The sequence below is a fragment of the Acinetobacter genomosp. 33YU genome, assembly GCF_001990725.1.
GTDB classification, from domain to species: domain Bacteria; phylum Pseudomonadota; class Gammaproteobacteria; order Pseudomonadales; family Moraxellaceae; genus Acinetobacter; species Acinetobacter seifertii.
This window is the reverse complement of record NZ_LFZQ01000009.1, coordinates 243,726-269,196: the sequence shown is the minus strand read 5'-3', so window position 1 is coordinate 269,196 and position 25,471 is coordinate 243,726. Positions and strand designations below refer to the sequence as shown.

27 protein-coding genes and 2 tRNA genes are annotated in these 25,471 nt (G+C 35.6%); 15 read left to right on the top strand and 14 right to left on the bottom strand.

The window, feature by feature from the left end; genetic code table 11:
- Window positions 1-19: 19 nt before the first annotated feature.
- Entirely contained in the window at window positions 20-646 is a 627-nt protein-coding gene (gene ycaC, locus AC056_RS11650; RefSeq protein ID WP_004705039.1) for an isochorismate family cysteine hydrolase YcaC, read from the bottom strand.
- A gap of 276 nt (window positions 647-922) precedes the next feature.
- Between ycaC and AC056_RS11645 the strand changes: the two genes are divergently transcribed.
- The 4 genes from AC056_RS11645 (at window position 923) to AC056_RS11630 (ending at window position 4,796) form a co-directional block, all read left to right on the top strand.
- Complete coding sequence (locus AC056_RS11645; RefSeq protein ID WP_004705040.1) at window positions 923-1,795, top strand: pirin family protein; 873 nt, start codon at window positions 923-925, stop codon at window positions 1,793-1,795.
- 439 nt (window positions 1,796-2,234) lie between these two features.
- Complete coding sequence (locus AC056_RS11640; protein WP_031944959.1) at window positions 2,235-3,533, top strand: FAD-dependent oxidoreductase; 1,299 nt, start codon at window positions 2,235-2,237, stop codon at window positions 3,531-3,533.
- Between the two features lie 4 nt (window positions 3,534-3,537).
- Window positions 3,538-4,365 carry an SAM-dependent methyltransferase gene (locus AC056_RS11635; protein ID WP_077163687.1) on the top strand — a complete coding sequence of 276 codons (828 nt, stop codon included), beginning with the start codon at window positions 3,538-3,540 and terminating at the stop codon, window positions 4,363-4,365.
- Window positions 4,366-4,373: 8 nt separating this feature from the next.
- Window positions 4,374-4,796, top strand: a complete 423-nt coding sequence (locus tag AC056_RS11630; RefSeq protein ID WP_213033488.1) for a GFA family protein — start codon at window positions 4,374-4,376, stop codon at window positions 4,794-4,796.
- Window positions 4,797-5,341: 545 nt separating this feature from the next.
- Here AC056_RS11630 and AC056_RS11625 read toward each other — a convergent pair.
- From AC056_RS11625 to sxtP, 4 genes are all read right to left on the bottom strand, one after another.
- Window positions 5,342-5,725, bottom strand: a complete 384-nt coding sequence (locus tag AC056_RS11625) for a hypothetical protein (RefSeq protein WP_039252305.1) — start codon at window positions 5,723-5,725, stop codon at window positions 5,342-5,344.
- A gap of 378 nt (window positions 5,726-6,103) precedes the next feature.
- Window positions 6,104-6,179 (bottom strand) — tRNA-Thr (locus AC056_RS11620).
- Window positions 6,180-6,290: 111 nt separating this feature from the next.
- Complete coding sequence (locus AC056_RS11615; RefSeq protein WP_077163686.1) at window positions 6,291-6,617, bottom strand: gamma-glutamylcyclotransferase family protein; 327 nt, start codon at window positions 6,615-6,617, stop codon at window positions 6,291-6,293.
- Window positions 6,618-6,640: 23 nt separating this feature from the next.
- Entirely contained in the window at window positions 6,641-7,885 is a 1,245-nt protein-coding gene (gene sxtP / locus AC056_RS11610; RefSeq protein WP_077163685.1) for a multidrug efflux MFS transporter SxtP, read from the bottom strand.
- Window positions 7,886-8,024: 139 nt separating this feature from the next.
- Here sxtP and sxtR point away from each other — a divergent pair, with 139 nt between their 5' ends.
- Window positions 8,025-8,945 (top strand): multidrug efflux pump transcriptional activator SxtR, encoded by a 921-nt coding sequence (sxtR, locus tag AC056_RS11605; RefSeq protein ID WP_077163684.1) that lies wholly within the window; start codon window positions 8,025-8,027, stop codon window positions 8,943-8,945.
- Here sxtR and AC056_RS11600 read toward each other — a convergent pair.
- Both AC056_RS11600 and gntB read right to left on the bottom strand, forming a co-directional pair.
- On the bottom strand, window positions 8,942-9,829 hold the full coding sequence (locus AC056_RS11600; RefSeq protein ID WP_077163683.1) for a DMT family transporter: 888 nt from the start codon (window positions 9,827-9,829) through the stop codon (window positions 8,942-8,944). The genes sxtR and AC056_RS11600 overlap by 4 nt on opposite strands.
- Window positions 9,822-10,766, bottom strand: coding sequence for a guanitoxin biosynthesis L-arginine gamma (S) hydroxylase (gene gntB / locus AC056_RS11595; RefSeq protein ID WP_077163682.1), 945 nt, complete (start codon window positions 10,764-10,766; stop codon window positions 9,822-9,824). The genes AC056_RS11600 and gntB overlap by 8 nt, the downstream gene beginning before the upstream one ends.
- Before the next feature lie 638 nt (window positions 10,767-11,404).
- On the opposite strand from gntB, the gene AC056_RS11590 reads away from it, so the two are divergent.
- The 3 genes from AC056_RS11590 (at window position 11,405) to AC056_RS11580 (ending at window position 12,863) form a co-directional block, all read left to right on the top strand.
- Complete coding sequence (locus tag AC056_RS11590) at window positions 11,405-12,148, top strand: hypothetical protein (protein ID WP_077163681.1); 744 nt, start codon at window positions 11,405-11,407, stop codon at window positions 12,146-12,148.
- Between the two features lie 44 nt (window positions 12,149-12,192).
- Window positions 12,193-12,390, top strand: a complete 198-nt coding sequence (locus AC056_RS11585) for a hypothetical protein (protein ID WP_000952854.1) — start codon at window positions 12,193-12,195, stop codon at window positions 12,388-12,390.
- Between the two features lie 77 nt (window positions 12,391-12,467).
- A complete protein-coding gene (locus AC056_RS11580) occupies window positions 12,468-12,863 on the top strand; it encodes a hypothetical protein (protein ID WP_004705055.1) in 396 nt (131 codons plus the stop codon).
- A 46-nt stretch (window positions 12,864-12,909) separates the two neighbouring features.
- Here the strand turns inward: AC056_RS11580 and AC056_RS11575 are convergent, their stop codons facing one another.
- Together AC056_RS11575 and AC056_RS11570 are read right to left on the bottom strand one after the other, a co-directional pair.
- Window positions 12,910-13,911 (bottom strand): aldo/keto reductase, encoded by a 1,002-nt coding sequence (locus AC056_RS11575; protein ID WP_077163680.1) that lies wholly within the window; start codon window positions 13,909-13,911, stop codon window positions 12,910-12,912.
- A gap of 111 nt (window positions 13,912-14,022) precedes the next feature.
- Window positions 14,023-14,925 carry a helix-turn-helix domain-containing protein gene (locus AC056_RS11570; RefSeq protein ID WP_077163679.1) on the bottom strand — a complete coding sequence of 301 codons (903 nt, stop codon included), beginning with the start codon at window positions 14,923-14,925 and terminating at the stop codon, window positions 14,023-14,025.
- A 773-nt stretch (window positions 14,926-15,698) separates the two neighbouring features.
- Here AC056_RS11570 and AC056_RS11565 point away from each other — a divergent pair.
- Both AC056_RS11565 and AC056_RS11560 read left to right on the top strand, forming a co-directional pair.
- Window positions 15,699-16,250 carry a TetR/AcrR family transcriptional regulator gene (locus AC056_RS11565; protein ID WP_077163678.1) on the top strand — a complete coding sequence of 184 codons (552 nt, stop codon included), beginning with the start codon at window positions 15,699-15,701 and terminating at the stop codon, window positions 16,248-16,250.
- A gap of 183 nt (window positions 16,251-16,433) precedes the next feature.
- A complete protein-coding gene (locus AC056_RS11560) occupies window positions 16,434-19,718 on the top strand; it encodes a P-loop NTPase fold protein (protein ID WP_077163677.1) in 3,285 nt (1,094 codons plus the stop codon).
- A 66-nt stretch (window positions 19,719-19,784) separates the two neighbouring features.
- Here the strand turns inward: AC056_RS11560 and AC056_RS11555 are convergent, their stop codons facing one another.
- On the bottom strand, window positions 19,785-20,003 hold the full coding sequence (locus tag AC056_RS11555; protein WP_077163676.1) for a DUF6500 family protein: 219 nt from the start codon (window positions 20,001-20,003) through the stop codon (window positions 19,785-19,787).
- A 27-nt stretch (window positions 20,004-20,030) separates the two neighbouring features.
- Window positions 20,031-20,366, bottom strand: coding sequence for a winged helix-turn-helix transcriptional regulator (locus AC056_RS11550; RefSeq protein WP_077163675.1), 336 nt, complete (start codon window positions 20,364-20,366; stop codon window positions 20,031-20,033).
- Between the two features lie 116 nt (window positions 20,367-20,482).
- On the opposite strand from AC056_RS11550, the gene AC056_RS11545 reads away from it, so the two are divergent.
- The 5 genes from AC056_RS11545 (at window position 20,483) to AC056_RS11525 (ending at window position 23,586) form a co-directional block, all read left to right on the top strand.
- Complete coding sequence (locus AC056_RS11545) at window positions 20,483-21,040, top strand: NAD(P)H-dependent oxidoreductase (protein ID WP_077163674.1); 558 nt, start codon at window positions 20,483-20,485, stop codon at window positions 21,038-21,040.
- Window positions 21,041-21,181: 141 nt separating this feature from the next.
- The gene (locus tag AC056_RS11540) at window positions 21,182-21,961 is read left to right on the top strand and encodes a hypothetical protein (RefSeq protein ID WP_077163673.1); all 780 of its coding nucleotides are present in this window, start codon (window positions 21,182-21,184) and stop codon (window positions 21,959-21,961) included.
- Between the two features lie 53 nt (window positions 21,962-22,014).
- Entirely contained in the window at window positions 22,015-22,587 is a 573-nt protein-coding gene (locus AC056_RS11535) for a hypothetical protein (protein ID WP_077163672.1), read from the top strand.
- 119 nt (window positions 22,588-22,706) lie between these two features.
- A complete protein-coding gene (locus AC056_RS11530) occupies window positions 22,707-23,165 on the top strand; it encodes a hypothetical protein (RefSeq protein WP_077163671.1) in 459 nt (152 codons plus the stop codon).
- A gap of 79 nt (window positions 23,166-23,244) precedes the next feature.
- Window positions 23,245-23,586: a DHCW motif cupin fold protein gene (locus AC056_RS11525; protein WP_001017478.1), complete on the top strand. Its 342-nt coding sequence runs from the start codon at window positions 23,245-23,247 to the stop codon at window positions 23,584-23,586.
- A gap of 60 nt (window positions 23,587-23,646) precedes the next feature.
- Here AC056_RS11525 and elbB read toward each other — a convergent pair whose 3' ends face one another.
- From elbB to AC056_RS11510, 3 genes are all read right to left on the bottom strand, one after another.
- Entirely contained in the window at window positions 23,647-24,309 is a 663-nt protein-coding gene (gene elbB, locus AC056_RS11520) for an isoprenoid biosynthesis glyoxalase ElbB (RefSeq protein ID WP_077163670.1), read from the bottom strand.
- Between the two features lie 89 nt (window positions 24,310-24,398).
- Window positions 24,399-25,211 (bottom strand): helix-turn-helix transcriptional regulator, encoded by an 813-nt coding sequence (locus AC056_RS11515; protein ID WP_077163669.1) that lies wholly within the window; start codon window positions 25,209-25,211, stop codon window positions 24,399-24,401.
- Between the two features lie 138 nt (window positions 25,212-25,349).
- Window positions 25,350-25,439 (bottom strand) — tRNA-Ser (locus tag AC056_RS11510).
- Between the last annotated feature and the right edge of the window lie 32 nt (window positions 25,440-25,471).

Sequence of the window (25,471 nt, the reverse complement as noted above, 5' to 3'; positions counted from 1 at the left end):
CTAATCTTGGCAATTCAGCTTATTTTTGCGATGTATTAAAGCTATAGCTGGTCATCAGGTTGCGGTAATCAGGAATATGATTTGAGAAGAGAGCACCTAAGCCTTCTACGTCATTACGCCAGTCACGGTGTAACTCACATGCCATGCCAAACCAAGTCATCAGCTGAGCACCTGCTTTTGACATACGGTCCCAAGCAGCATCACGTGTTAATTCATTGAAAGTACCAGAAGCATCGGTAATCACAAACACTTCAAAGCCTTCAGCGAGTGCAGATAAAGCAGGGAAAGCCACACAAACCTCAGTGACTACACCAGCAATAATCAGTTGTTTTTTACCTGTCGCTTTAACTGCTTTTACGAAGTCTTCATTGTCCCAAGCGTTGATTTGACCAGGGCGTGGAATAAATGGTGCATCTGGGAAAAGTTCTTTTAATTCTGGAACTAAAGGACCGTTTGGACCATTTTCAAAACTGGTCGTTAAAATAGTCGGTAAATTAAAATATTTTGCTGCATCTGCAAGCGCTAATACGTTATTTTTAAATTTATCTGGTTCGATATCTCGAACTAAAGAAAGTAAACCAGCTTGGTGGTCAACTAAAAGAACCGCAGCATTATCCTTGTCTAAACGGACGTAATCTTGAGCCATTTTTATATCCTCATGTTATCAAAATAAATAATTAAAAATTATTAAGTAGGTCGTTAGTGCCTAAAATTATGCTAGTTGAGTTTGTTGTCGTGATTAAGTCTAAAAAATAGGATTAAGAATTTTAAAAATAGGACGATCTTTTGAAGAGTACCTCAAACTTTAAGATTGTCTCATATATGAAATAATGTGTTGCTAAACCTGATCTATAAACTGCAATTATTGAGGCGTAAAATCAATCCCAGTTCAAGAAAATCCTACATATATAGGAGAGATCAGATGAAGAAATTTCTTGGTGCATATCAAAATAACCACATGCATTGGGTTGGTGATGGTTTCCCTGTATATAACCTGTTCTCTTATGACCGTTTAGGCCAAACCCTAAGCCCATTTTTGTTACTGGATTATGCAGCGCCTTATAACTTCTCACCAACCACCGAACAACAAGGTGTCGGGTCGCATCCTCACCGTGGCTTTGAAACTGTGACAATTGCCTACCAAGGTGAAGTAACACACAAAGACTCAAGTGGCGGCGGCGGAACCATTAAAACGGGTGACGTACAATGGATGACTGCAGGTGCAGGCGTGTTACATGAAGAGTTCCATTCTCCTGAATTTGCAGAGCATGGCGGTCTGTTTGAAATGGTGCAATTGTGGGTAAATTTACCTGCTCATTCAAAAATGACTCCTGGAAAATATCAAGCAATTGAAGCGAAAGAGATTCCAGACATCGCGTTAGATGAGCACGGTAGTCATTTACGTGTGATTGCGGGTGAATATGCAGATTCAAAAGGTGCAGCAACGACCTTTAGCCCATTAAACGTATGGGATGGTAAGTTAGTCAAAGGCCAAAAACACACCCTTTATGTGCCTGAAGGACATACTACACTTGTTGTTGTTTTAGATGGTGCTGTGGTCATTAATGATACAAACCGTCTTGAAGGTAAAACCGTTGCGATTTTATCTCGTGAAGGTGTTGAGTTTAGTTTAAATGCCGAAGAAGACACTAAATTCCTAGTGTTGACTGGCCAACCACTGAATGAACCAATCGAAGGTTATGGCCCATTTGTCATGAATACCAAAGCCGAGATTATGGAAGCGATTAATGATTTTAATCGTGGAAAATTTGGTTCTCTCATGCAAGAAGCATAAATTGTTTATTTGAGCTTAATTAGCTATTCAAGCAAAGTAATAAAAAGCCCGCTATCAAGTGTGAATAGCGGGCTTTTTCGCTGTAAAGTTTCTATTTTTATGATAGATATCATTATTGTTTGGGCATTGTTTTATGTGACTTAGTTCTCATTGTTGTGGTGGCATGATATCGTAAAATGAGTGTTTTGTAAAATATTTGATATAAATTTAGTTAAATTATCTCATTTTATTTAAAAGAATTTTTTTTAAATTTTTAAAAAATATAAAGTTTTATCGACTTATTTTCTTTTGTAAAGTTTTATAAATAAATTTGCATTCATCAGAGAAAATTTTTCTATATAAATTCATGTAAAAAATAAAAATCTGGTAGTTTTTAATACGGTGTTTTTTTTAGGTATGAGTGATAATCAAAAAAATTCTCGAAAAATGGGACATCATTTTGGATATCGCAATTATTGGTAGTGGAATGGCAGGACTTGCAGCAGCAAGAATTCTGAAAGATGCAGGACATACAATCACGATATTTGAAGCACTTCCTGGCCGGGGAATGGATAGCCATAGCATTGAGTTCGATGGTGGGATTATTGATGCGCCATTGCGTGTTATGAACCCGCATCTATGGAAAAATACACTCAGCCTTGCTGCACACCTAGGTATTAAAACTTTCCCAGTTCGTACCTATATGTCTTGTAGCTGGTTATTTGAAGATCGTACTGAAACATGGTTAACCACATCTCGTAGCCGTATTGGTAATTTCCCGATTATCAATAACCGTAAAGGCATCCAGCAATATGGCTGGCGTCTTGTGAAAGGGATGTTGCAATTAAAAACTGCGATCCACCAGTTTTTCAAATCTAAAAATCAAGATATTACTCTCGCTGAATTTATTAATCAGAACGACATAGAAGAAGTATTCTGGCACGGTGTAGTGATGCCAGTGCTCTATACCATTTGTACATGTAACCCAAAAACAATTGGTGACTGGCCTGCAAAAAACCTTCTTGAGTTTTTGCGTCATTTAACTGATGGCGACATGCTATTGCGTATGAAAGGCGGTACACCTGCATTTGTAGACAGCTTGATTAAAGGCATTGATATCCATAGTGGTTCGGCAATTAAGAAAGTTGAGCAACAAGGCGAAAAAGTACTGGTTGAAAATGCGCAAGGCGATAAGGGCACATATGACCGCGTTATTGTGGCGACACCAACATCTAAGATTGAAGAGTTCTTAAACCCTGAACAGTTTGCAGAAGATATGAACCTGCTTAAACAGTTCCGTTTTGAACAAGGTGACTTGGTTATTCATACCGATGCGACAGTCATGCCACCACGCCGTAAAGACTGGTCAGTGCTGAGCTATATGATGGATCGTAAGTTTACTCGTCAGCAGTTTACGGTTTGGATGAATGCGGTTGAGCCATCACTTGTAGGTAAAAATCCTGTATTCCAAACTTGGCGTCCAGTGACTGATATTGACCCTAAAAAAATCATTTCAAAAGTGACTTTAACGCGTGCAGTTGTAGACTCGCAAACCATTGCTCTAAACAAAGAGTTACAGCAACGTCATTTAGAACCAAATCGTAAAGTATTTTACTGTGGTTCATGGTCATGTGATGGCTTGCCAATTTTAGAGTCAGCCGTGACTTCTGCAATGCATATTGCTGAAATTTTAGGTGCACCTTTACCATTTGTAGGTTTAAAACCTCAGGTTGAAGTTGCTCCAGAACTCGGCTACTAAAATTGTGAAAACAAAAGTTCGAGCAGCTCTTTCTCGATTCATTCCTCATAAATATGCCATTGATGCATCAAGCTTGGGGGATGATGGAGAGCTTGCTTGGACAAATTTGGGTTTTTGGAAAAATACCCAAAACTACCCTGAAGCTTGTCGCCAATTGGCCGACCATTTGGCACAAGCTGTCAATTTAAATTCAAAAGATTATTTACTCGATTTAGGCTGCGGACAGGGTGCAAGTTTATTGCACTGGTTACAAGGCTATCGGCCTAAAAGTATGAGTGCCGTTGAGCTACAAGCCCAATGTGTTCATAAAATTCAAAAACTTATTCCTGAAATAAGTCAGATTTTCTGTGGTTCATTTTTAAATTTAAAACAATTTGAATTCAAACAACCATTCGATGTGGTGCTCTGTATCGATGCGGCTTACCACAGTCATTTAAATTCATTTCTAGATTCGGTCACCCCAGTTTTAAATTCAAAAGGACGATTAGGTTTTCATTACTTAATGCGTGCCAACTCATGTCACAACATGACCAGGCTACAAGAACAAAAGCATCGTTATTTACTCAAAGCAGCCGATGTCGCTTGGGATGCTGTACCAACTGAACAAACTATAAGAACGACTTTGCAACAGCAAGGTTTTACAGATATTCAAATTGAAGATTTATCTGAGCAAGTATTATTCGGTTTTTCAGAGCATATTCAAAAACAGCAAGGACAATTTCAGAGCCGAGGGTTGGCAAATTTTAAAATTCAAATGACTGCAAAGTTATGCCAGCAACTCTACCAAAGTGGATATGTACGTTATATTCAAATAACAGCAATAAAAAAATAGGATGAGCCATGTCAGCCAAATATCAGGGATCGTGTTTATGTGGAGCGGTGAGCTACCAAAGCGAAGTAGAGCCACGTTATAGTTTTAATTGCCATTGCCGTGATTGCCAAAAGGCAACAGGTTCGGCCTATGCACCAATCGCTTTTTTTCACCAATCTGAATTAAAAATAACGGGCGAACTTAAATATTTTGAGACCCTAGGTTCTTCTGGCCGAGCGATTAAAAGAGCCTTTTGCCCGACTTGTGGATCCCAGCTTTTTGGTTTACCTGAAATTGCCCCTGAAATGATTTCAATACGTGCAGGTACGCTGGATGACCCGAGTCTCTATCAGCCTAGAGCTGAGGTGTTTGTGAGCCAAGCCTATGCTTGGGATACACTGAACCCTAACCTTAGACACTTTGAAAAAATGATAGAGAAGAGCAAGAGATGAGGCTTAATTAAAGAAGCCAAATATTCCTAAAACAATGCTTAAAGTAAGGCTAGCAATAGCTAGAATTAATATAGTTTTTCTATATTTTAGCTGAGGCATTTTACTTACAATGATAATAAGGCATGCCAGTATGATCACTAAGGGCTGAAAAATATTTGATGGCAAAGTAAACATCTCGTTCCTTGTTATTTTTAAATATATTTTAGAAATAAAGTAATAGGTTCATTATAGCGCTTTCTTATTTAATTGATGAACTGAACTTCTTCATAAAGTCATATTTTCGTTTTTTATTTTCAAATATAGGCAAATTAAGTTTTAAATTTAAAAGCACTATGTACGCTTTTTCCTACGTCCATTCAGGAAATTGACGTCTTTCTATGACTTCATGAATTACCTATGATGAACTCATCAGGAACAGGAAGTTCCAAAACGTAAAACAACAATAATAAGTTTAAGCATCAGGACGTGAGGTATTACAGGATGTAGACCTAGTAACGAAATACGAAAAAAGCCCAACAGGATGTTGGGCTTTTTTTCATTTCTTATTAACGAATTTCTTTTCCGCCTAAGGCAGCACAATCAAATGGTGTATTCCATTTTACTGCAATACCTGTAAGTACTGGACGAACAATACGCCATGGCCAGAAACCAAATCTTTGTCTCTGCTCATAATCAATCACTACATCTGCACCATATTTACGTGCTGCGTTTGCTAATTTAGGTTTTATTTCTTCATAGCCGCCATATATTCCTTTTGCGACTTTAATGCGTTTAAGAGACTTATAGTGGTCAGCAGAAGGTAGAGTCTCAAGTACGCAGACTGGTGATTTTACAATGTTTTCTGCTTGAGCCGCAGAACTCGTGTTTTGAGCTTGTACTGTAAAAGGCAACATTATAAATAAAGTAGGCAAAACAAAACGTAGTTTCATCTTTTCCCCGTTGAATGTAGTAATGAATGAATGTTTATAAAATAGGGCTTATTATCATGACCTTATTTGGGGGCGCATTATAATCGTATCTTGTTAATATTTCTTATTTTTAAATCTATTTTTTAAAAAAATTAAGAAAGTAAGATTTGTGTTTTGGAGGAAATAAATTCGTTTAATAAAATCATTTTGAAGCTCAGGTTTGTAATAATATTTTGGAAAATATATACCTTCCAAATATGATGGACATACTAGGTCTCAAAATATAACAACAGCAAAAGAACTGATTAAAGAATTGGGGAAAATAATTATAAATGGTGTATTTTAAAACCTACAGACAACAAAAAACCCCATAAATCAAATATTCATGAGGTTTAATGATGGTGCCGGCACACGGATTCGAACTGTGGACCTACTGATTACAAGTCAGTTGCTCTACCAACTGAGCTATGCCGGCAATGTGGAGTGAATTTTACAGTTTCTTAAAAAAAATACAAGCCAAAAAATGAGCATTTGAATTTTTTCTATCAATTTTTAAGCGCTTATGCGTTTGAGCTTTAAAAATGGTCTAAGGTTTCAACATATAAATAAAAGAATCAACATGTTCACCACTATTTAAATTGACGCGAACAGGTACTCTTTCGTACTCTTCGCCTTCAAAGTCATCCAGTAATTTCCAGTTTGCATCCAGATGTTCCGAGCTAAAAACAAAACCTTGCACTTGGTTAGCACTATCATCGAGTACAATTCCCGGATAGCCTAAATCTGCTCCCCAACCTTCATGACGTAGGGTTCCGTTTACCCAGCCTTCCGACCATTGTCCGCCAATATTTTCAAGTATATGGGCATTAGGACGGCCAGGACCTAAAGTGCCATAAACAAATAAACTCGACATGTGGTTTTCCTTTAAATTACTCATTAATGTGCTTTTGCGTGTTTTGTATAAATTACTAAAAATATTCCCAATAATGACAAGACCACGGTTAAACCGACAATCGCACTCCAGCCACCGTGTAACCAGAACCAACCACCTGCCGAACCGACAATACTTGAACCCATATAGTAAAACAGCAAGTAGAGTGAACTTGCATGGGCTTTGGCTTGTTTGCTTTCAGCGCCGACTGAACTACTGGTAAGCGAGTGGGTAATAAAGAAGCCAGTGGTAATAAAGGCAATCCCAATAATAATGCCAAAAAGAGAGCTGAGTAGGGTCATGAGGCTACCCACAATCATGAGCGCAAAGCCACTCATCATCATGGTTTTTTTACCAAAGCGATCGGCTAAGCTACCTGCTAACGACGAAGACACCATACCAAAGCTATACGACAAGAAAATAAGGCTAATTTGTGTTTGGCTCAGTGAATAAGGCGCGCCGCTTAAACGGAAAGTCGCGTAGTTAAATAAGGTCACAAACACACTGGTGAGCAAGAAACCAATGGCAAACAGGCGTAATAATTTAGTATTGCTTAAGTGCGTACGCCACATTTGCATGTGAAAGCCTAAATTCAGCCCTTTTTTCTGTACAAAATTACGCGAAGCAGGGAGTAAGCTTAAAAAGGCAATTGAGCAAATAAAACAGATTGCGCCCAGCAAACCTAAAGCGGTGCGCCAAGAAAAATATTCAATCAAGATGCCCATGCCGACACGGCCCATCATGCCGCCAAAGGCTGTCCCTGCAATATATAAACCCATAGTTTTACCGAGGTGTTCAGGTGCAATTTCTTCGGCAATCCAAGCCATTGTCACTGCGGGTACACCACCGAGCAGCAAACCTTCTAATGCACGTGCCATCAGCAAACTGTGCCAGTTTGGGGTAAACATTGAGACAATATTTAAAATTGCTGCACACAGCATAGATGTAAAGATTACACCGCGACGGCCAATCGCTTGTGAAAACGCGCTTGATAGCACAATCGAAATGGCTAAAAAGGCAGTCGTTAATGATAGTGCCAAAGAGCTACTCGCAGGGCTAATCTGGAAGCTTTGGCTAAAGGCAGGCAACAGCGGCTGTACACAATAAATGAGAGAGAAACTGGCAAAACCTACAAGGAACAAAGCGAAACCTGCATGCTTATAGGCTTTAGTACCTTTATGAATCCACTCACGTGAAAGCAGAGAAGTCGCTTCTGTGTTTAAAGTGCTGGGTGTAGATGAAGAACTCATATCATGACCATGACAGAAAGAAAGAGCAGTGCTTTGGGGAATGCTGCATCGAGAAAATTCGATGAATTAAAATTAGCAATTTAGAGGGTATTTTTCTAATATATTTAACAATAGGTCGTAATATGTTTTATGTATAGCAATGGAACTCAGACATATACGCTACTTTTTAGCAGTAGCAGAAGAAAAAAATTTTACCAGAGCTGCGCAGCGTTTAAACATGAGCCAGCCGCCTTTAAGCATGCAAATCCGCGACTTAGAAGAAGAATTAGGCGCAGATTTATTTATTCGTTCGCCACATGGAGTGGAGCTGACCGAAGCTGGGCTTGCCTTTTTAAATGCGATACAGCCAGTACAGCAGCGCGTAGAAGATGCAGCAAACCTTGTTAAACAAGTAGCAAATGGCGAAGTCGGTCAACTACGATTAGGGTTTACAGGCACTTCAATGCTGAATCCTCTCATTCCTAAATGTGTTCGCTATTTTCAGCAGCAATATCCGAAAGTAGATTTAAAGCTTGAAGAAGCTAATACCTTGTTGCTCATCGACCTATTGCTTGAAGACCGTTTAGATGTGGCAATCATTCGCTCACCCCGTAATATTCCAGATAGTCTCATTCTTCAAGAATTATTAGCAGAACCACTCATTGCGGCTTTGCCTTCCGAGTCTTTGAGTTTAGATGATTCAACGCAAGAAATTGATTTAACCACACTGCGAGAGCTTGATTTTATTGTCTCGCCACCATCCATTAGCGCAGGGCTTTTTGATGCGATTAAACAAGCCTGTCATGAGCGTGGTTTTGAACCTAAAATTGGACAAAACGCCCCGCAAATTGTGTCTATTTTATCGTTGGTGTCTGCAAATTTAGGGGTGTCTTTGGTACCTGAGTCGACTAAACAATTGCAAATACAAGGTGTCGCGTATCGTTCTTTAAAAGCGCCTGTACCTACGGTGGGTTTAGGGCTTGCTTATAAAAAACATGCCCCTTCACAAATGGCGATTAACTTTGCCAGTGTGGTGCAAGTGGCTTGCCACCACACCAACGAAATAGATGAAATTGGCTAGTTTGATTTCGGCGCTTTATTCATTAAAAAGATGCCTGAAATAATGAAAATTGCACCATATAAAAACGACAAAGTCGGTTGTTCATGAATGAAAACCCAAGCCATAAGCGCTGCAAAAATAGGTTCGGAAAGCTCGGTGACTTGTACCTTTGCGGCACTCATATAAGACAACGCTTTGGTGGTACAGAAAAAGCCAAGTATGGTTGGCAGAACAGCTAAACCAATCAAACCTAAAACAATGTCAGTATTAAAATGAATACTATGCAAGTTTATTAAAAACGGAACGGCAAGATAAACGCTGCCAAAGAGCAATAAATACTTAGTTAGAAACAGTCCGCCGTTTAATTTGAACCTTTTAACTAAAACCGAAAATAGGCCATAACCCGTGCCGGCAATTGAGGCATTGATCAGCATTAAAAGGCTATTTTCACCTTTCCACGAAATGATACTAATACCCGCAACTGCTAATAATGTTCCAATAAGAGAGTGAATATAGATGCTTTCTTTTAAAATGAATCGACCAAAAAATAGGGCAGAAATAGCAGCCGAAGCCATGAGTACCACCACTACATTGGCCGCAGCACCGTGGTTATAGGCAATGGTTTCAAAAAAGAATAGCGAGAAAATTCCTAAAAAGGCACAGATGGCAATTTGAGTAAAAACACTGAGCTTGCTTGGCGTGCTGCTAATGTAGGCAATCTTTTGGCTCACAGGCACTTTAAATAAAAAAACACTTAAAAAGAAAAAGGCAATAATGGTTTTTAAAAAGGCAATATCTTGTGGGTTTAAACCACTGTGCATGAGTAATTTACTAATGACACCAATAGATGCATTTAAAGCTGCTGCACAAAGTGCAAATAGGGTTCCAATAACAAGATTATTCACTCTTATAATTCTTCCAAATCTTAAACCACATAGAGTCTACATTATTTGTGGAAAAAAATATTCCGCCAAAATCATTATTTAAAGCTCGATACTCTTTGTCTTCTAATAAAACTTTATGTGCCTCTTTAAGTCTCCAGAAAGGAATAGCAGGAAATAAATGATGGATTAGATGGTAGTTTTCACCATGCATACCAGTTAAAAAATGTTCAATCGGGTGGCTGAATCGATTTCTACTAGCATTAATATTAACTTGTGCAGATTTAATCATTGGATAATGTTCTGCAAGCTCAATAAACCAAGTAATTAATTGAAAGGTAGTTAAATAAGGCAATAGCCAATAAAGAAGATAGAATTTATATCCAAAGAAAAATGAACCGATGCTAATAAAAGCTAGATTTGTCAATAACATTTTAATAAATTCAATTTTATTTGATGCACTCATTAATCGATGTTTAATAAGATAAACTAAACTGGATTTAATATTTAAAAATAATAATTTTGACCAAAAGAACTTCCATAAATAAGATGACTTTGAATAATTTTTAAATATTCCAGATTTTTTATAATAATTAAAATCTGGATCTGCATCACTACCAAGTTTAATGTGATGATCTTTCACATGTGATTTAAAATAACTATCCCAACTTTGGAAAATTAAATATCCTGAAAGGTAAGTTCCTAATATTTTTCCAAATTTTTTATTTTTAGTTAATGCTGAATGAGAGGCCTCATGTAAAATTGTTGCTAAAGCTCTTTGTCTACTACCAATCACTAAAATAGTTATTGGTAAAAACCAAGAAGAATATTCACTTAACAGAATAAAAATAATGATAATTAAATAGTCAGTAATTAAGGCAAGGGGGCCATGCCAATTATCATAGCTATATAGCTTTTTTATGTTTTGCAATATAGCCTTGTCAAATTTCTTTTTTTCCATGAATTTAAAATTATTGAGATTATAATGGCATTGGATATTAATTTAAAGTTATTTGATTTTGAAAAAAATAATTGTTATTTAATTGTTAATTAATTTTTTTGAGATTATATAGTTGATGGTCTTGTTTTAATTAGAATTTCTAAAAAATAAGAGTTTTCATATTTTGTGGACTATATTTAAAGATCACATTTTTATTTAAAGTTTTGCTAATGGTTATATTAAATGTAGCTAAATAGTTTTTAATATTATGGTAATAATTCAAAGGCGGTGAAGCTGCGATGCATATTCAAAGTGAGTTAAATATTCTGGGTACTAAAATTGAAGACAATTTGTTGGGCTGTAATAAGAAAAAGAAGGATGCCTTACTTTAAATATCTGCAAGTTTTAAAACTAATAATCAGGCGATTCATCTTGAATTTGTTGAATCTAAGGGCGAGTTGGTCTTTTTAGAAGTAAGCAGGTGAGTCGGTAGTGGGAAAACTCCACTTATTACTTTACGCAACGAGTTAGTCGACTTATATGACATGACGAAATAATCTAAGTTAACGAGCATTGTAAGGGACTTTTGTTTCAAATAATTGTGATTTATAAAACTTACTCATATTATATAATTAGTTAATTATTAAAGAATTTTAAAAATGATTAAATCTATTATTTCAGGTTGCGCGGTTCTTACACTTTCGGCTTTTGCGGTCACACATGCAGAGCTTTCTTTTGAACAAGAATTACAACAAGGCTGTAATAAAGTGAAGCAATACGCGAGCTTAGGTAAGAAAAATTACGACCAAAAACAGTATAAAAAAGCGCTCGAAAACTTCCAAAGCCAAGCCTCTTGGACTGCTTTTTGTAAAGCCAATGAAGATGAAACCACAGTTAAATTTACCGACCGTGATATTGAAGTTGCTAACAATAACGTGGGCTTAGCCTATGCCAAACTGGGTCAGCCACTTTGGGCGAGAGCATGGTTTATGCTCGATGAAAAATCAAAATCGAGCCTGTTTAACCTTCAGCAGTTACCAGCCCCTAAAGCGTCAAATGACCTGTCTGGTGAGTATGTGCGTTACTCGGGTTTTGGCGAGTGGGATCACATTACGGTAAGTCGTAAGCAGGGCCAGTATGCAATTGGCTATTCGGGTGTTTATATGGGACTTAGAAGCTTAATTTATGGCCCGAACATGGGGCAGTTCGATACCAAAATGCCGACCAATGCCAAACAAACTATTTATAAAGACGAAGACTGCCGCATTCAGCTCGATTTTAAAACGAGTGCGAAATTAGGCAATTACATTCAAGTTAAACAAAACGAGGGCAACTCGGGTTGTGGCTTTGGACATAACGTTTATGCGGATGGCACCTATTTAAAAGTTGAGTCTGGAAAATAATAAATTCCTTAGTTTTATTTTTTAAGATTTAAAAGGAAACTTGAATGTTAAGTTCGGCAAATATTGGCCATGGAATTATGATGGGCATTGTAATGCTCGTCAGTATCTTAGTAATTATAATTGCAGTAATTGTTGGGCTATACGGTAAAAAGCGTAAAAATAAGTCTGAGACAGAAAATATAACTTTTATCATTCTATTATGTATTGGTATAGCTGGTTTGCTCTATTCATATATGGGATAGCTGCATGTACAAACTGGAATAAATTCAAAAATATGAGTAGCGAAAAATCATAAGATTAATTTTTTAGGAACTAAATAATGAAAAACATATTTGCACGTTTACTACTTCTTTCGACGGTTATTTTGTCTGCTCAGGTTTATGCAGATGTAGCAAATACAACATGTAAAGAGGTGAAATTTCAAAAAGCCGATGAGGCGTGGAGTGGGCACTATTATTTACATGGCGTGATGGAAGTTGGTTCGGAACTTTTACTTCAGCCAGACGGCAAGTTTAAATGGATGCTTGCTGTGGGTGCATTAGACCAATATGCCGAAGGTACATGGTGGAAAAACGGCGACTGTATTGGTTTAAAGCCAGAAGCTAAATTTAAAAAGGGTTTAAGTATTTTCCCTGAAAGCCTAACGATTTCAGATAAATCTTTAGACGCGATCTGGGACGGTGGACGCCAACAAGGCACATATAGCAAAGACTAAACTAAAAAAGTCCGACACTGAGTCGGACTTTTTTATGGCTTATATTTTAGTGGTTGACCGCAGCAAGTTGCTGAGCGTTATAACGCGCGCCCATGTTTGGGTATCTCGCGATAATCGCTTGAATTTCTGCCAAATCTGCTGCTGTTAAATGAAGGTCTACAGCACCCGCATTTTCCACAAGGCGTTCGATTTTACGCGTACCCGGAATTGGAATAATGTCGTCACCTTGCGCCAAAATCCAAGCTAAAGCCAGTTGAGCCGCTGTCGCATTTTTGCTTTGAGCAAACTCGCTAAATGCTTGCGCCAAGCTTTGGTTATTTTTCCAGTTATCGCCTTGGTAGCGTGGTAACTGGCGACGGAAATCACTTTCGTCTAAGTTGTTCACATCAAGCGTATTGGTGATTAAACCACGCGACAGCGGTGAATACGGCACAAGGCTAATGCCTAACTCGCGAATGGTTTGCAAATGGGTTTGCTCGAACTCACGGGTAAGTAGCGAGTATTCATGTTGTACCGCTGCAATCGGGTGAATTGCATGTGCTTTACGAATAGTTTCAGCCGACGCTTCACTGAGTCCTAGGTAGCGAACTTTACCTTGTTGCACCAAGTCAGCCATTGCGCCAATGGTGTCTTCAACTGGTACGCTTGGATCAATGCGATGCGCATAATACAAATCAATTACGTCTGTATTTAAGCGTTTTAAGCTATTTTCGACCGCAACTTTAATCCACTCTGGAGAACCGTCGATATAAGACTCTAAAGAGTTTTGTGGGTTAAGGTTGTCTTCTTTATAACGGAAGCCAAATTTGGTCGCCAAGAACACTTTGTCGCGATGTTTTTCTAAAACTTTTGAGAGCAAAACTTCGTTTGCGCCGTTGCCGTACATGTCGGCGGTGTCCCAAAAGTTAATGCCGAGGTCTAATGCCTTTTCTAGAGTGGCAATGCTTTGTGTGTCGTCTGATGCACCATAGGCAAAGCTCATTCCCATGCAACCTAAACCAAGTGCTGATACTTTTTCGCCTGTTTGTCCTAAAGTTCTATATTTCATTTTTCACACTCTTTTTGCAAAATCACTTGAGTAGAAAAACTATAAAATGCTTTGGCTCAAACTGACGTATAACATTCAAACCAATAATTATAAAATTCAAACAATCTGTTTTTAGGCTACACAGTCTTCGCGGAATTTTTTAGGCGAAAAGCCAGTATTTTTCTTAAAGAAGTTGGTGAAATATGCTGAATATTCAAAACCTAAGCTATAGGCAATTTCGGAAATATTCCAACTGGTGTGTTGTAGCAGCGCTTTGGCTTCTTGCGTAATACGCGAGCTAATATGCTCAGACGTAGTTTTACCTGTGGCTTCTTTTACAGCTCGGTTTAAATGGTTCACATGCACCGACAGACCATAGGCATAGTCATTTGCAGTTTTGAGTTTAAGCTGAAAATGGGGCGAGTCGATGGGGAACTGGCGCTCTAACAACTCAAAGAATAAATGACAAATCCGAACCGCAGCATTGCTATGTTTTTCAAACTGTTGGGTCGGTTGCATTTTCATGGCTTCATGCACAAGTAGGTGCAAATAGTTTCTTAAAACGTTGTATTTATGAATATAGTCTGAACTTATATCATTCATCATCTTTTTGAAAATAAATGAAATTTCATCAACCTGTTGGTCGTTTAAAAAATATAACGGGTCGCCGTCGACTTTAAATAGCGGTGAGTCTTTTAAAAAGCTTTGTCTAGATTCTTGATTTACAAACTCTTCGGTAAATAGACAAAACCAGCCTGCCTGTTCAGGCGAATTAATTTCCCATGCATAGGGCACCATCGGGTTTGAAAACAATAAAGCAGGGCGGTCGACTCGTATCCAGCGGTTGGCATAGTGAAGTTCACCTGTGCCTAAAACCAGTGAAATTTTATAATAATCGCGGCGGCTATAAGGCGTGAGGAACGAGCAGGCATCGCGTTGGAACACGTTAAAATGTCCAAACGACGTTGATGGAACCGAGTAATCGCTATCTCTGGTTAAAGAAAAGCGGCGATAAAAATCATGTATGGTTTCCATGTTTCTGCCTGCATGTGTTATCAATTTATTTAAAGTTATAAAATTCAAACTTTATTTACTGTAGCTTTTATTTATAGCGGGATCAATCTGTTCATTTAAACAGGTTTGAAAATGAACGGTAAATTAATAATGAAATAAGCAGACAAACTAAACTTTAAGAAAATATATTCTTAAATCACTAGGCCAATGAAAAATAAAAATAATCTTTATAAATGAATAGCCAATATCACATTGACACTCCAAAACTCGCGGATTATCCTTTGCCTGCTGGCCACATTGCCAGTGGGTTTTAGCAGACCCTGTTTTAAACAAAGCCGATATGCAAAACTTAGTTTTGTATGTCGTGAACTCGTTCGCCCCCTTTTTCTCTACGGTAGGGCGGAAGGGGGACACCTTCGGGTGTGCTGGTTTCTTTGTTTTCCAGTCTGCTAACCTTCTTTCGTCCTGCCACCATCATTTAGCAGTGATTGGTAGGATTTCTTTTTAAAAAAACAAGGAGTCCGCCGTTATGCGTACTATCTCATCTCTCTCATTGGCAACCTTTGCCAAAATCTTTGACTCTATACTCAACTGGTCTTTAAAACGGTTTAACCGACTCTAGGTTTTAAGCCATAGGTCATTACGACTAAAAAAACATAGCAACAATAAAACCCGAGATAGGCGAGCACACCATTTTGTGCGGCTTCTGCATGCCTGTATTTAGCGCTCAATTTAAGAGTCACGGAACTTCTATCTCATTTATTTACAACAAAAAATTATTTTAAGCGGTATACATGAAAAATTTAGACGCTTCACGTAAAGCATTACACATGATTGATACAGCAACAGATTTATTTAAACAATATGGCTTTAATAAGGTCGGGGTAGACCAAATTATTGCCGAATCTCAAATGAATAAAGGCACCTTTTACAACTACTTTCACTCTAAAGAAAGATTTATTGAAAGATGTTTGGTCACGCAAAAAGAGCAGTTACAAGACAAAGTGAGTGTGGTGAGTGAGTTTTATCAAAATGCAGATTTGTCCGATCAACTCAGGCAAATTTATCTTTTACATGCTGACTTAAAAAGCACGTATTACCTGTTGTTTAAGGCGATTTTTGAAATTAAAAAGCTTTATCCAAATGCGTACCAAACCGCACTCAGATATAGGCGATGGCTTAAAAATGAAATTTTCTGTTTGCTCATGGAAACCAAAAAAACAGTTTCCTATGCAGAAGCGGAAATATTTGTATTTATGATTGATGGCACAATTCTGGGTCTGTTAAGTTCAGATGAAGAAAGGGAAAGAGATGCTTTGCTTGAGTATTTTTTAGAGAGGGTTTGATAGGGGGAAGGCCCGACAGGAGTTGGGCCTATTTTTAAAGTTTAATAGTGGTTAGCTATATCAATAGTTCAACAAGTTTTAAATTAATATAAAATTATAAAGACTATTTAATATAATAAATTATTTGAGTAGAATTTGATCATATAGACTTTAAATAAGCTTAAAAAATATTGAAGGAAAAAAATGAATTTTGATTTTAAAATACTAACTGACGAAGTATCTAGGGACGACTTATTTACAGATAAAACCCATGAAAAATCAGCTGATACTTTATTTAAAGTAATTAGTGCTTCCGAAAAAAATATTACTATAGGATTAGAAGGTGCTTGGGGAGCAGGAAAATCCACTGTAATAAATATGTTCAATCAAAAATTACAACAAGATAAGAATCAGAAAACATTATTTTTCTTGTTTGATGCATGGGCTCATAAGGATGACCCATTAAGAAAAATTTTTTTAGAGTCACTCATTGAAAATATAAAATTAGAAAATTCGGATAATCAACCTTTAGATAAAACTCATAAAGAAATTATTGGAAGAGTTAAAACCACTGATACCACAGTACATAAAACTGTTTCTCCCTTAGGTAAACGCTTAGCTTTTAGCGCGATGATCGTCCCTTTAGGTACTGTTTTAATAAGAACTGTAAAGGTTGAAGACTTGGGATTGTTTTTATTTCATAACACTATTAATTGGATGTTTTGCTTTAGTTTAATATTAGTTTTAGCTCCTATATTAGTTATGGTACATTGGTTTTTCATGGGGGAAGATCAAATTCCTGAACAGAAAGGATTTTTAATAGGTAAGAAAAAAAATTGGGATTTTTTTACAAAAGAATCAACTGAGGTTATAAAGCAAGAAACAACAGAATATGGAGAGAAAACCTCTATCGAATTTCAAAAATATTTCGATGAAATCATAAATATTGCATTTAAATCATACAATTATAAGCAAGTTATTATTGTAATTGACAATTTAGATAGAGTAGACCCAGAGCAGGCAAAAAGTGTTTGGTCTACCTTGCAAACGTTTTTTCAAGGTAGATCATTAACTACAAACAGTACTCAAAATAATAAAATAATATTTGTAGTACCTTATGATAAAGAGGGTTTCTCCGCTATTTGGTCAAAAGGAAAAAATGAATCTAATGATGATGGAATTGCTAGTTCATTTTTAGATAAATGTTTTCAAGTTCGTGTTGAAGTCCCGCAGCCAATTAGTTCAGGGTGGTTAAATTATTGTGAACAGTGTATTAATCAAGCTTTAATTGGCTGGAGTAAAGAAAAAAAATTAGAAATTAAAGAAGAATATTCTAAAGTTTTAACTTCAAAGAATATTATTCCTACACCTCGTCAAATTAGATCATGGGTTAACCAAGTAGGGATGAATGGTTATAAATGGAAAGACTCTGTTTCACCGAAAGCATTGGCATTATATTCATATGAAAGATTAAACCTTTCAGAGAAAATGCTGTTAAATGAATTACTAAACTCATCATCACAAATTTATAAGTTTAATAATGATTTGAATCTAATCTATGAAATTGCCGGTTTACTATTCGGTGTAAGTACAGAAAGAGGGACAGAAATACTACTTAAAAATATGATTGAAAAGTGTTTTGAAGATATTGAGAAAAATAAAGGAAAATTAAAAGAAATTGTTGAAAAACATAAAGTCGTTTTTTGGTTATATTGGGATAATATAAAAACAAATATTTTTTTAAAATATAGCACTTTTGAGGATGGTGAAATAAATAATCTTACAGATTATGTTACTTCTGAATTAAGTGATTATGATATCAAAAATGATTTAAGAACAATATTCAGTATTTGGACAGGAACTTCAGAGAAAGAATGGAAGTTAAATAATGGTTGGGGTTATGCTGATACTCTGAATAGTTTAATTAGTAGTTTAGGAAAGGAAGATGCAGACACGGAGTGGTTAAAAATTTTTGTAAAAAAACTTTGTAGCCATGTTATTGGTGAGATAGATACACTAAGTAAATATACAATTGTTGAGTTGAGGAAGCTTTTAGATTTATTGATTTCCTATAATAAACCAATTAATCCAGTAACTTATAACAAATTAAATAAAGAAAATTGGTCTAGATGGATTAAATTAGTTAATGAGTCTAATTTGATTTTTCCTGAAATTCTTCCAAACTCAACTGAATTTGATAATTGGCGAGAAACTATTTTTAATAATCCTACCCAATTGTTGAGTGAAGATTTCAGTTTGTTGATATCATCTTTAAATATTGTTACAGAAGCGAGTAAATGGCATAACTTCATGGAAAAAATGTCAAACTTACTAGGTTCTTTAAATTATCAACAAAGAAGTTTAAATATTGATAAACTATACGAACTTAATTATTTGCTTATATGTAAATTTGATAATAAAAAGTTAAAAGACTCAATAAAATCTTCAATATTTTTACAGACAGTTCAACAAGAGGATTTAAATTTAATCCCATCCCTAAAATATCTTTTAGCGTTAGTATATGATGATGAAATAATAACAACTACAGATCTAATTAGAACTGAAATTAAAGAATATTGGTCTTCTGGGGATGATCAAAAGTTAAAAGAAACAGTAGAATTTTTTGGGAAAAATTCAAATTTAAAATTAATTAATCGTATGGCAAGAGATAGTGATAATAAATTAGCCCAGTATATTTTGGCTAAAAATTATATAGATGTAGCCTTTACATCAAATAGTGATGATTTTAGATTTATTGATGAGGTCTGTGAAAATATTAAAGATGAAGAGTTTAAGAAGAATTACATTGAAAGTTTATGTAATAATTCTTTAATTGATAATCAGCTGACTAACTTTCAAGAAAGTCCAATTGTTTATGCTGAGTGTTTTAAATTGTTGCTGAGTTTTGGAACAAATGATGTTAAACAAAAAATATTATATGTGATTAAAAATATTTCTACTGCTTTATGGAAGGAAGATTTAAGAGAAGATAAAAAACTACTCAATTTATTTGAGCATGATTTAAATTTAGATCATAAGTTTTCAGAAGCTTTTGCTGATTGGCTAGCTTTTAGTATGCTTAATAAAGATGTTCATCAAGATAAAGTGTGGGCATTGTTTCATGTAATTGAGCGAAAAATTCTTGATAAGCAAAATGTTTACGGAAGTTTAAAAAAGATTTTCTTTGAGAACAATTCAATTCAATGGTCAAGTGAAAGTGTTCAATATGTATCAGAATTCTGGACAGATATAAGTGATATTGATGTTCAATACATTATTAACAAATTAAACCTTTGGATGGATTCTAAAGAATGGGAGCAAATCGAATGGCTAACGGAATTACTTGATGAAGTAAGTTTAAGAAGTGAAATATTAGAATCTAGAGTGAAAGAAAATATTGAGAATGAAGAAAACCCATCAGAGGTAAGACATATGCTTGAGTCTTTATTGACGAAAATTGTTGTAGAACAAGTAACGGATGATTCATAAAGTTAAATAACCAATATTTAGAAGGCTTAAATTATTTAAATTTAAGCCTTTTTCAAATAATTCTAATTACTGCTCACTTAAGACCAGCTCTTTAATCTTAACCGCCTTCTCGAAGTGATCTAGCTTATGCTCCATAATCCACCAATGCGCTGCTTCCATCAGTAACTCAGGGTTATCATTCTTATTTTTAAAAAAAGCATAAAAAGACAGACCGACATTGTCTCCTTTCTTCTCAATTTTCTCGTCGCATCCCTTAATAAAAATTTCTCTTAATTCATTTCTCATAATTAGTATCACTTCAAGTCTATAAAACTAAGACGGCTTATTTTGCTCGCCCCATTGGCACATCATATCTAACAAAGGAATTAAAGATTTCCCTTTTTCTGAAAGGCGATACTCAACTTTTGGCGGAATTTGAGGATATTCCTTGCGTGTAATCAGTCCATCTCTTTCCAATTCTTTAAGTGTATTGCTGAGTGTTCTAAACGAAATATTGCCAATGCAGCGTTGCATCTCATTAAAACGCATAACATTTTTTTCATACAGCCAATACATAATAATCATTTTATATTTGCCATTAATCAAAGAAAGGGTGTAGCCAAAACCCGTATCTTCTAATGGTGTATATGAAGGAATGCACTCAGTCATTTTTAAAATCTAAACTATCTTTTAGTATAGTATATAACATAAATTACCGTACTTATATTTAGGAAAGCACACTTCTATAATCGATTTATCAACTTTCCGATAAAAGTGTTTTCATAATGAAAAAGACATTAGTCATTGTTACCCATCCTCACATAGATCAGTCTGTTGTAAATAAAAGATGGGTAGAAGAACTAGAAAAACACCCAGACCAATTTACGGTTCACCAAATTTATCAAGCCTATCCAGACGGGGTGATTGATGTTGCCAAAGAGCAAGCACTAGTCGAAGAACACGAAAATTTAGTATTTCAATTTCCAGTGTATTGGTTTAACTGCCCACCGCTATTGAAAAAATGGATTGATGAAGTTGTGACTTATGGGTGGGGGTATGGTTCAACAGGTGACAAACTTAAAAATAAAAAGTTTATGTTGGCTTTATCTGCGGGTGTGCAAGAAAAAGTTTATTCAGAGTATGGTGGATATAACCTTTCTTTAGAGCAAATTTTTACTCCATTTAAGCTAACAGCTTTATATGTTGGGGCAGACTATCAACCACTTCATGCATTCTATGGTATAGATACAAACCCATCAGAAGATGACGATGTGCCGACTCAACAAGACATAGCGGATAATGCGGTTCAGTATGTTCAGAAGTTATTAGCGTTGTCTGAGTAAGCTTAAAAAGGAGGCCTAAACTTGAGAGTTTAGGCTTCTTATATAGAAGATTTTTAAAAAATTACATTAAGGTTTTAAGTTAAATATACAATTTATTTATGATATAAATGTCCGCTAAATATAGATTAAATTTAAAAATTTATGACTATTCTTGATATTAAAGAAAAAGAAAACACCCTTATAACTGACGATGCTCATGAATTAATATGCTACGCAACAATCAGTGAAATAAACTCATGGAACGATGTTGCTAACTTATATTCAGAAATTAAGCATAAGCATTTACCTAAAAAAGTATTATTACTTTTAGAAGATATTGGGCAATGTGAATACACCTCCATGCATGCTTCAATGGGAGATGGGCTTTATTTTGATACCACAGAATTCGTTGAAGATGACAGTGCAGCAAGTTGGGAAAATACTCGACCTTTAGAACTTCAATATCATATTGAACAGTTATTGAAGCCAGAAAATTATATAGACTTTAATAACTTGCCTAAAAAACTTAACTATAGCGATGAAGATCAAGAAATCCTGCTACAGATTAATGCTGAACCCGACAAAATTTTAGATGATGTTATTCAAGTAAAGTTAGTCAATAGTCCAACTGAAACTCAAAAATTTGCAGCCTGCCTCAATGGATATTTTAGTTGTGATTTGAACCCTTTTGAGTCTTTTAGCTTGATTGAGTATTTAGATCAGAACTATGGCTTAGAGTATGTGGGTTTAGGGGCAAGCTTATTATTCTTTATGAAAACACCAAAATTTGATGCAAATAAAACGCCTCAATTACTTAATGATTTGAGCAACTTTTATCAATTCAATCAAACAACGCATCACCAGTTAGAACAGCATTTATCTGATCATGAATATCTTATTTTGCCTTATGTAGAGTCATTAGAAGTGTTCGATTTGGATTAAGTTAATTCGAGATAACCAATTTTTATTTTTTAAAACTACATGAGAGTCAAAGTATGAAAAAACTACTCAGTTTAAGTACATTAATATTAGTAACTACATTAACAGGTTGTGCAGTTAATTTACCTTTTAACAATCGTCTAAACTATACGTCTGTTTCAGAATTATCAGCTCTTCCAAAGATGCAAGATACTGTCTATATCAAATGGAATCCAGATACCTTTCCTCAACGTATTGATATTCAAGGTTCAGATGGTTTTGTAGGGGGAGGCTCTAGAACACGTATTCCTACAGGAGTAGCTCTATCAAGTCGTATAGAAGAAGCAATTGCTCAGATAGCAAAATTATCACCAAATGGAAGTCCATTAACGATTACTGTTGAAAAAGCTAGATCTGGCTTTGAATACTCAGCTGGTATGTTCAATATTACCCCAGCAATTGATGTAGCAAATGTAACTTTAGTTGCTACATTTGAATATAAAGGCCAGAAATGGACGAATACATTTAACTCTAAGTTAAACGATCCAAAAATTGGTGGTTCATCTCAAACAGGTTTGTTAGATAAAGCATGGGATGATATTGCTATACAAGTTGCTAAAGATGTTTCAAAGCATCTAGGTAATAACTAACGTTTTAATTTTTATTTAAAATAAAAGGCCTAAATCAAAATGATTTAGGCCTTTCTGTAAATTAATTTTGATCAGACTATTTCTTAACACGGCATTTTAAAAATTAGAAAGGAAGCCAAATGTTAAAATCTAGAATCTTTATAGCTATCGGACTACTTCTTGCTGGACTATGTTTATTTGCAGCCTTTAAATCATACGAGAAAAAGGCTAACTTTGAAAAAGAACAAGCGAGTCGAGTTGCTATTACCTTTTTTAATTCACTTTCTAATGGAGACGCAGCTACAGCATATAAATATGTTTGGTTAGACGAGAACTTAAATATTCGAAATGCTGAAATACCCCAAATTTATAAAGATTCAAAAGTTCTAGAAGTGCTAAAAGTTCGTTACGATTCAGCAAAAAATAGACCTGATTACTACCAACAATTTTATAAAATGATTTCACTCACAATAAAGATAAAAACAGTACATGCAGATCTTGCTGGTAACCCTGCGGGAACCTATATTGTGTTTGTAACTGTTGTACAAAAAGATCCGAAATCTAATTGGCTTGTTACTGAGTTAGGTAGTGGACCTTAAGAAATAGATTTTTAAATCGTTTGCAAAAACCAATTTTGTCTATAAGTTTAAAATACAATAATACGTCTCTGGAAAAACTATGAATATCGCGCCTTTTCCATTTCAAATTACAAACTGGGAAGAAATTGAAGTCACTGAATATAGCGGTGAAACAGGAAAAGCTTATTGGAAAACCCAATTTTTTGGTGAAGAAGGAAATAAAATTAGAGTGAGACTTGTCGAGTACTCAGCAAATTACTTAGCTGACCATTGGTGTGAAAAAGGACACATATTATTTTGCCTAGAAGGTGAGCTAGAAAGTAGATTGAAAGACGGACGAACATTTACTTTAACGTCAGGCATGAGTTATCAAGTCGGAGACAATTCAGAGCCACATCAGTCTTTTAGCTTAAATGGTGCGAAGTTACTTATCGTTGATTAGATTTATACAAAGAACGCAACCAAATAAAGGGATAGCAATTTCTATCCCTAATCAAATACCTTAGTTTGTCAAAGTTGTCATGGCATTAACTAAGCATGTAATACCTTGATATATATCTTTTAAACTCGCTTGATCATCCATGTAGGCAGGTGTAGTAACAAATAAATTTTGTTTATCGACTACACATTCTGAGGTTTGACAAACATGGTGAATTGAACCCGTTTTTTCAATTTCCTTAATCGTGTTAATGTCAGAGCCTAAAGTAATAGCTGGGTGTAACTCTCCAAACGTAAGTGCCAAGAGTGCAGGCGAAATACAAATTGCCCCAATAGGTTTCTTGCTTTGATGAAACGCTTTTAAAATTGAAGCTACCGTACCATGTACTCTCGCTTCTGCTCCTTTAAAGGCAAAAGTTGATAAATTTTTTGCGACTCCGAATCCACCTGGAAGAAGAAGGCCATCAAATTCATTTTCATTAAGTTGATCGAGTAAGGAAATTTCACCTCGGGCAATTCTTGCCGCTTCTTGTAAAATATTTCTCCGCTCAGTCATGTTTATTTCGCCACTCGCATGGTCAATAACATGAAATAATGGCTCATCAGGTGCAAAAATTTGATATTCAATATTGGCTGTATCTAAAGCTAATAGGGTTAAAACAGATTCTCTAATTTCAGAACCATCTAAATAACCACAACCCGATAAAATTACTGCTACTTTTTTCATTTGCTTGCTTAAGAACCTTTTTAAGTGTGCAAAAGATCTTAAGTTCTCTTCTAAAAATTTTTTATACGCAGATTTGCCATAAATTCGCCTTAAGTGAGCATTTTTGTTTTGCGTAGCTCACGTGGGGTAATTCCAAACAAATTTTTAAATTGGTCAGTAAATCGAGATTGAGATTGATAGCCACATTCAAAAGCAATATTTCCAATGCTGCTATTGGTGGTTTGAATAAGATGCAGTCCATAGCCTAGTCGTACTCTATTACGAATGTCCTGAATGCTGTTTCCTTCACTTTTCAGTTTTCTTCGTAGGGTCGACGAACTCATAAAAAGTTGAGCAGCGATAAATTCAGCGGTGAGTTCTGTAGATAAATGATCAGAAATAAAAGCCTGAACTTTTTCGCTCAAGCTTGTATTCATGTTGAGTTTAGCAATGTCGGTATAACCCGAATAATAAATAAGTTCTAAAAGCTCCCTTTTTCTAAATTTAAATGCGGAAGGAGGGGCAACTAAAGAGAAGTCTATAAACTGATGTAGGGCACTTTCTAAAAGAGAATTAAGCTGGCCTTGAACATAGTTTTGAGAAGTACCCGCATTTTGAGGCAAGTCATTAAAATCTTCAAAATCAAACTCGATAAGAAGAGCGAAATATTCTTCTTGATCTGGAATATTACGCATATCAATGCTGGAGCTGTTGGCTAAAAAAATAAAAGAACCGGCATCACACTTAATATTTTCAGTTTTTCCAAGTTCTTTGTATCCACTTAACACAATAATCAGTAAGGGCTTAGAAATCGGAACGTTTGTGATTTTTTGCTCTTGGTAAGCTGAATAGACCGCAAAAGGCAGGTTTAAGTGACTATGCTCGAGCAGGCTTTTTTTAGCTAAAGAAATAAGATTCTGCATTGAATTTAAATATTTACTTAAATTTAGGTGTTGTGATGGATATAAAAATTATCAATATTTCTTTGGCTATTTTTAATGTTTGAGCCAATAAAAAAAAGCCTAAACCGATTAAGTTTAAGCTTCTTTAAATTTGAATTCTGGCGGTGAGAGAGGGATTCGAACCCTCGATACGCGCAAACGTATACACACTTTCCAGGCGTGCTCCTTAAGCCACTCGGACACCTCACCAAGGCGTGCGATAGTAACTAAAAAATCAGGTT

Bases quoted from the DNA above. Each gene is read 5' to 3' on its own strand.
- elbB (WP_077163670.1), bottom strand. From the start codon at position 24,309: ATGAAAAAAGTAGCAGTAATTTTATCGGGTTGTGGTTATTTAGATGGT.
- AC056_RS11565 (WP_077163678.1), top strand. From the start codon at position 15,699: ATGAAAAATTTAGACGCTTCACGTAAAGCATTACACATGATTGATACA.
- AC056_RS11580 (WP_004705055.1), top strand. From the start codon at position 12,468: ATGAAAAACATATTTGCACGTTTACTACTTCTTTCGACGGTTATTTTG.
- AC056_RS11515 (WP_077163669.1), bottom strand. From the start codon at position 25,211: ATGCAGAATCTTATTTCTTTAGCTAAAAAAAGCCTGCTCGAGCATAGT.
- AC056_RS11575 (WP_077163680.1), bottom strand. From the start codon at position 13,911: ATGAAATATAGAACTTTAGGACAAACAGGCGAAAAAGTATCAGCACTT.
- AC056_RS11590 (WP_077163681.1), top strand. From the start codon at position 11,405: ATGATTAAATCTATTATTTCAGGTTGCGCGGTTCTTACACTTTCGGCT.
- gntB (WP_077163682.1), bottom strand. From the start codon at position 10,766: ATGGAAAAAAAGAAATTTGACAAGGCTATATTGCAAAACATAAAAAAG.
- AC056_RS11585 (WP_000952854.1), top strand. From the start codon at position 12,193: ATGTTAAGTTCGGCAAATATTGGCCATGGAATTATGATGGGCATTGTA.
- AC056_RS11540 (WP_077163673.1), top strand. From the start codon at position 21,182: ATGACTATTCTTGATATTAAAGAAAAAGAAAACACCCTTATAACTGAC.
- AC056_RS11625 (WP_039252305.1), bottom strand. From the start codon at position 5,725: ATGAAACTACGTTTTGTTTTGCCTACTTTATTTATAATGTTGCCTTTT.
- AC056_RS11630 (WP_213033488.1), top strand. From the start codon at position 4,374: ATGTCAGCCAAATATCAGGGATCGTGTTTATGTGGAGCGGTGAGCTAC.
- AC056_RS11535 (WP_077163672.1), top strand. From the start codon at position 22,015: ATGAAAAAACTACTCAGTTTAAGTACATTAATATTAGTAACTACATTA.
- ycaC (WP_004705039.1), bottom strand. From the start codon at position 646: ATGGCTCAAGATTACGTCCGTTTAGACAAGGATAATGCTGCGGTTCTT.
- AC056_RS11645 (WP_004705040.1), top strand. From the start codon at position 923: ATGAAGAAATTTCTTGGTGCATATCAAAATAACCACATGCATTGGGTT.
- AC056_RS11570 (WP_077163679.1), bottom strand. From the start codon at position 14,925: ATGGAAACCATACATGATTTTTATCGCCGCTTTTCTTTAACCAGAGAT.
- sxtR (WP_077163684.1), top strand. From the start codon at position 8,025: ATGGAACTCAGACATATACGCTACTTTTTAGCAGTAGCAGAAGAAAAA.
- AC056_RS11560 (WP_077163677.1), top strand. From the start codon at position 16,434: ATGAATTTTGATTTTAAAATACTAACTGACGAAGTATCTAGGGACGAC.
- AC056_RS11615 (WP_077163686.1), bottom strand. From the start codon at position 6,617: ATGTCGAGTTTATTTGTTTATGGCACTTTAGGTCCTGGCCGTCCTAAT.
- AC056_RS11550 (WP_077163675.1), bottom strand. From the start codon at position 20,366: ATGACTGAGTGCATTCCTTCATATACACCATTAGAAGATACGGGTTTT.
- AC056_RS11525 (WP_001017478.1), top strand. From the start codon at position 23,245: ATGAATATCGCGCCTTTTCCATTTCAAATTACAAACTGGGAAGAAATT.
- AC056_RS11530 (WP_077163671.1), top strand. From the start codon at position 22,707: ATGTTAAAATCTAGAATCTTTATAGCTATCGGACTACTTCTTGCTGGA.
- sxtP (WP_077163685.1), bottom strand. From the start codon at position 7,885: ATGAGTTCTTCATCTACACCCAGCACTTTAAACACAGAAGCGACTTCT.
- AC056_RS11545 (WP_077163674.1), top strand. From the start codon at position 20,483: ATGAAAAAGACATTAGTCATTGTTACCCATCCTCACATAGATCAGTCT.
- AC056_RS11555 (WP_077163676.1), bottom strand. From the start codon at position 20,003: ATGAGAAATGAATTAAGAGAAATTTTTATTAAGGGATGCGACGAGAAA.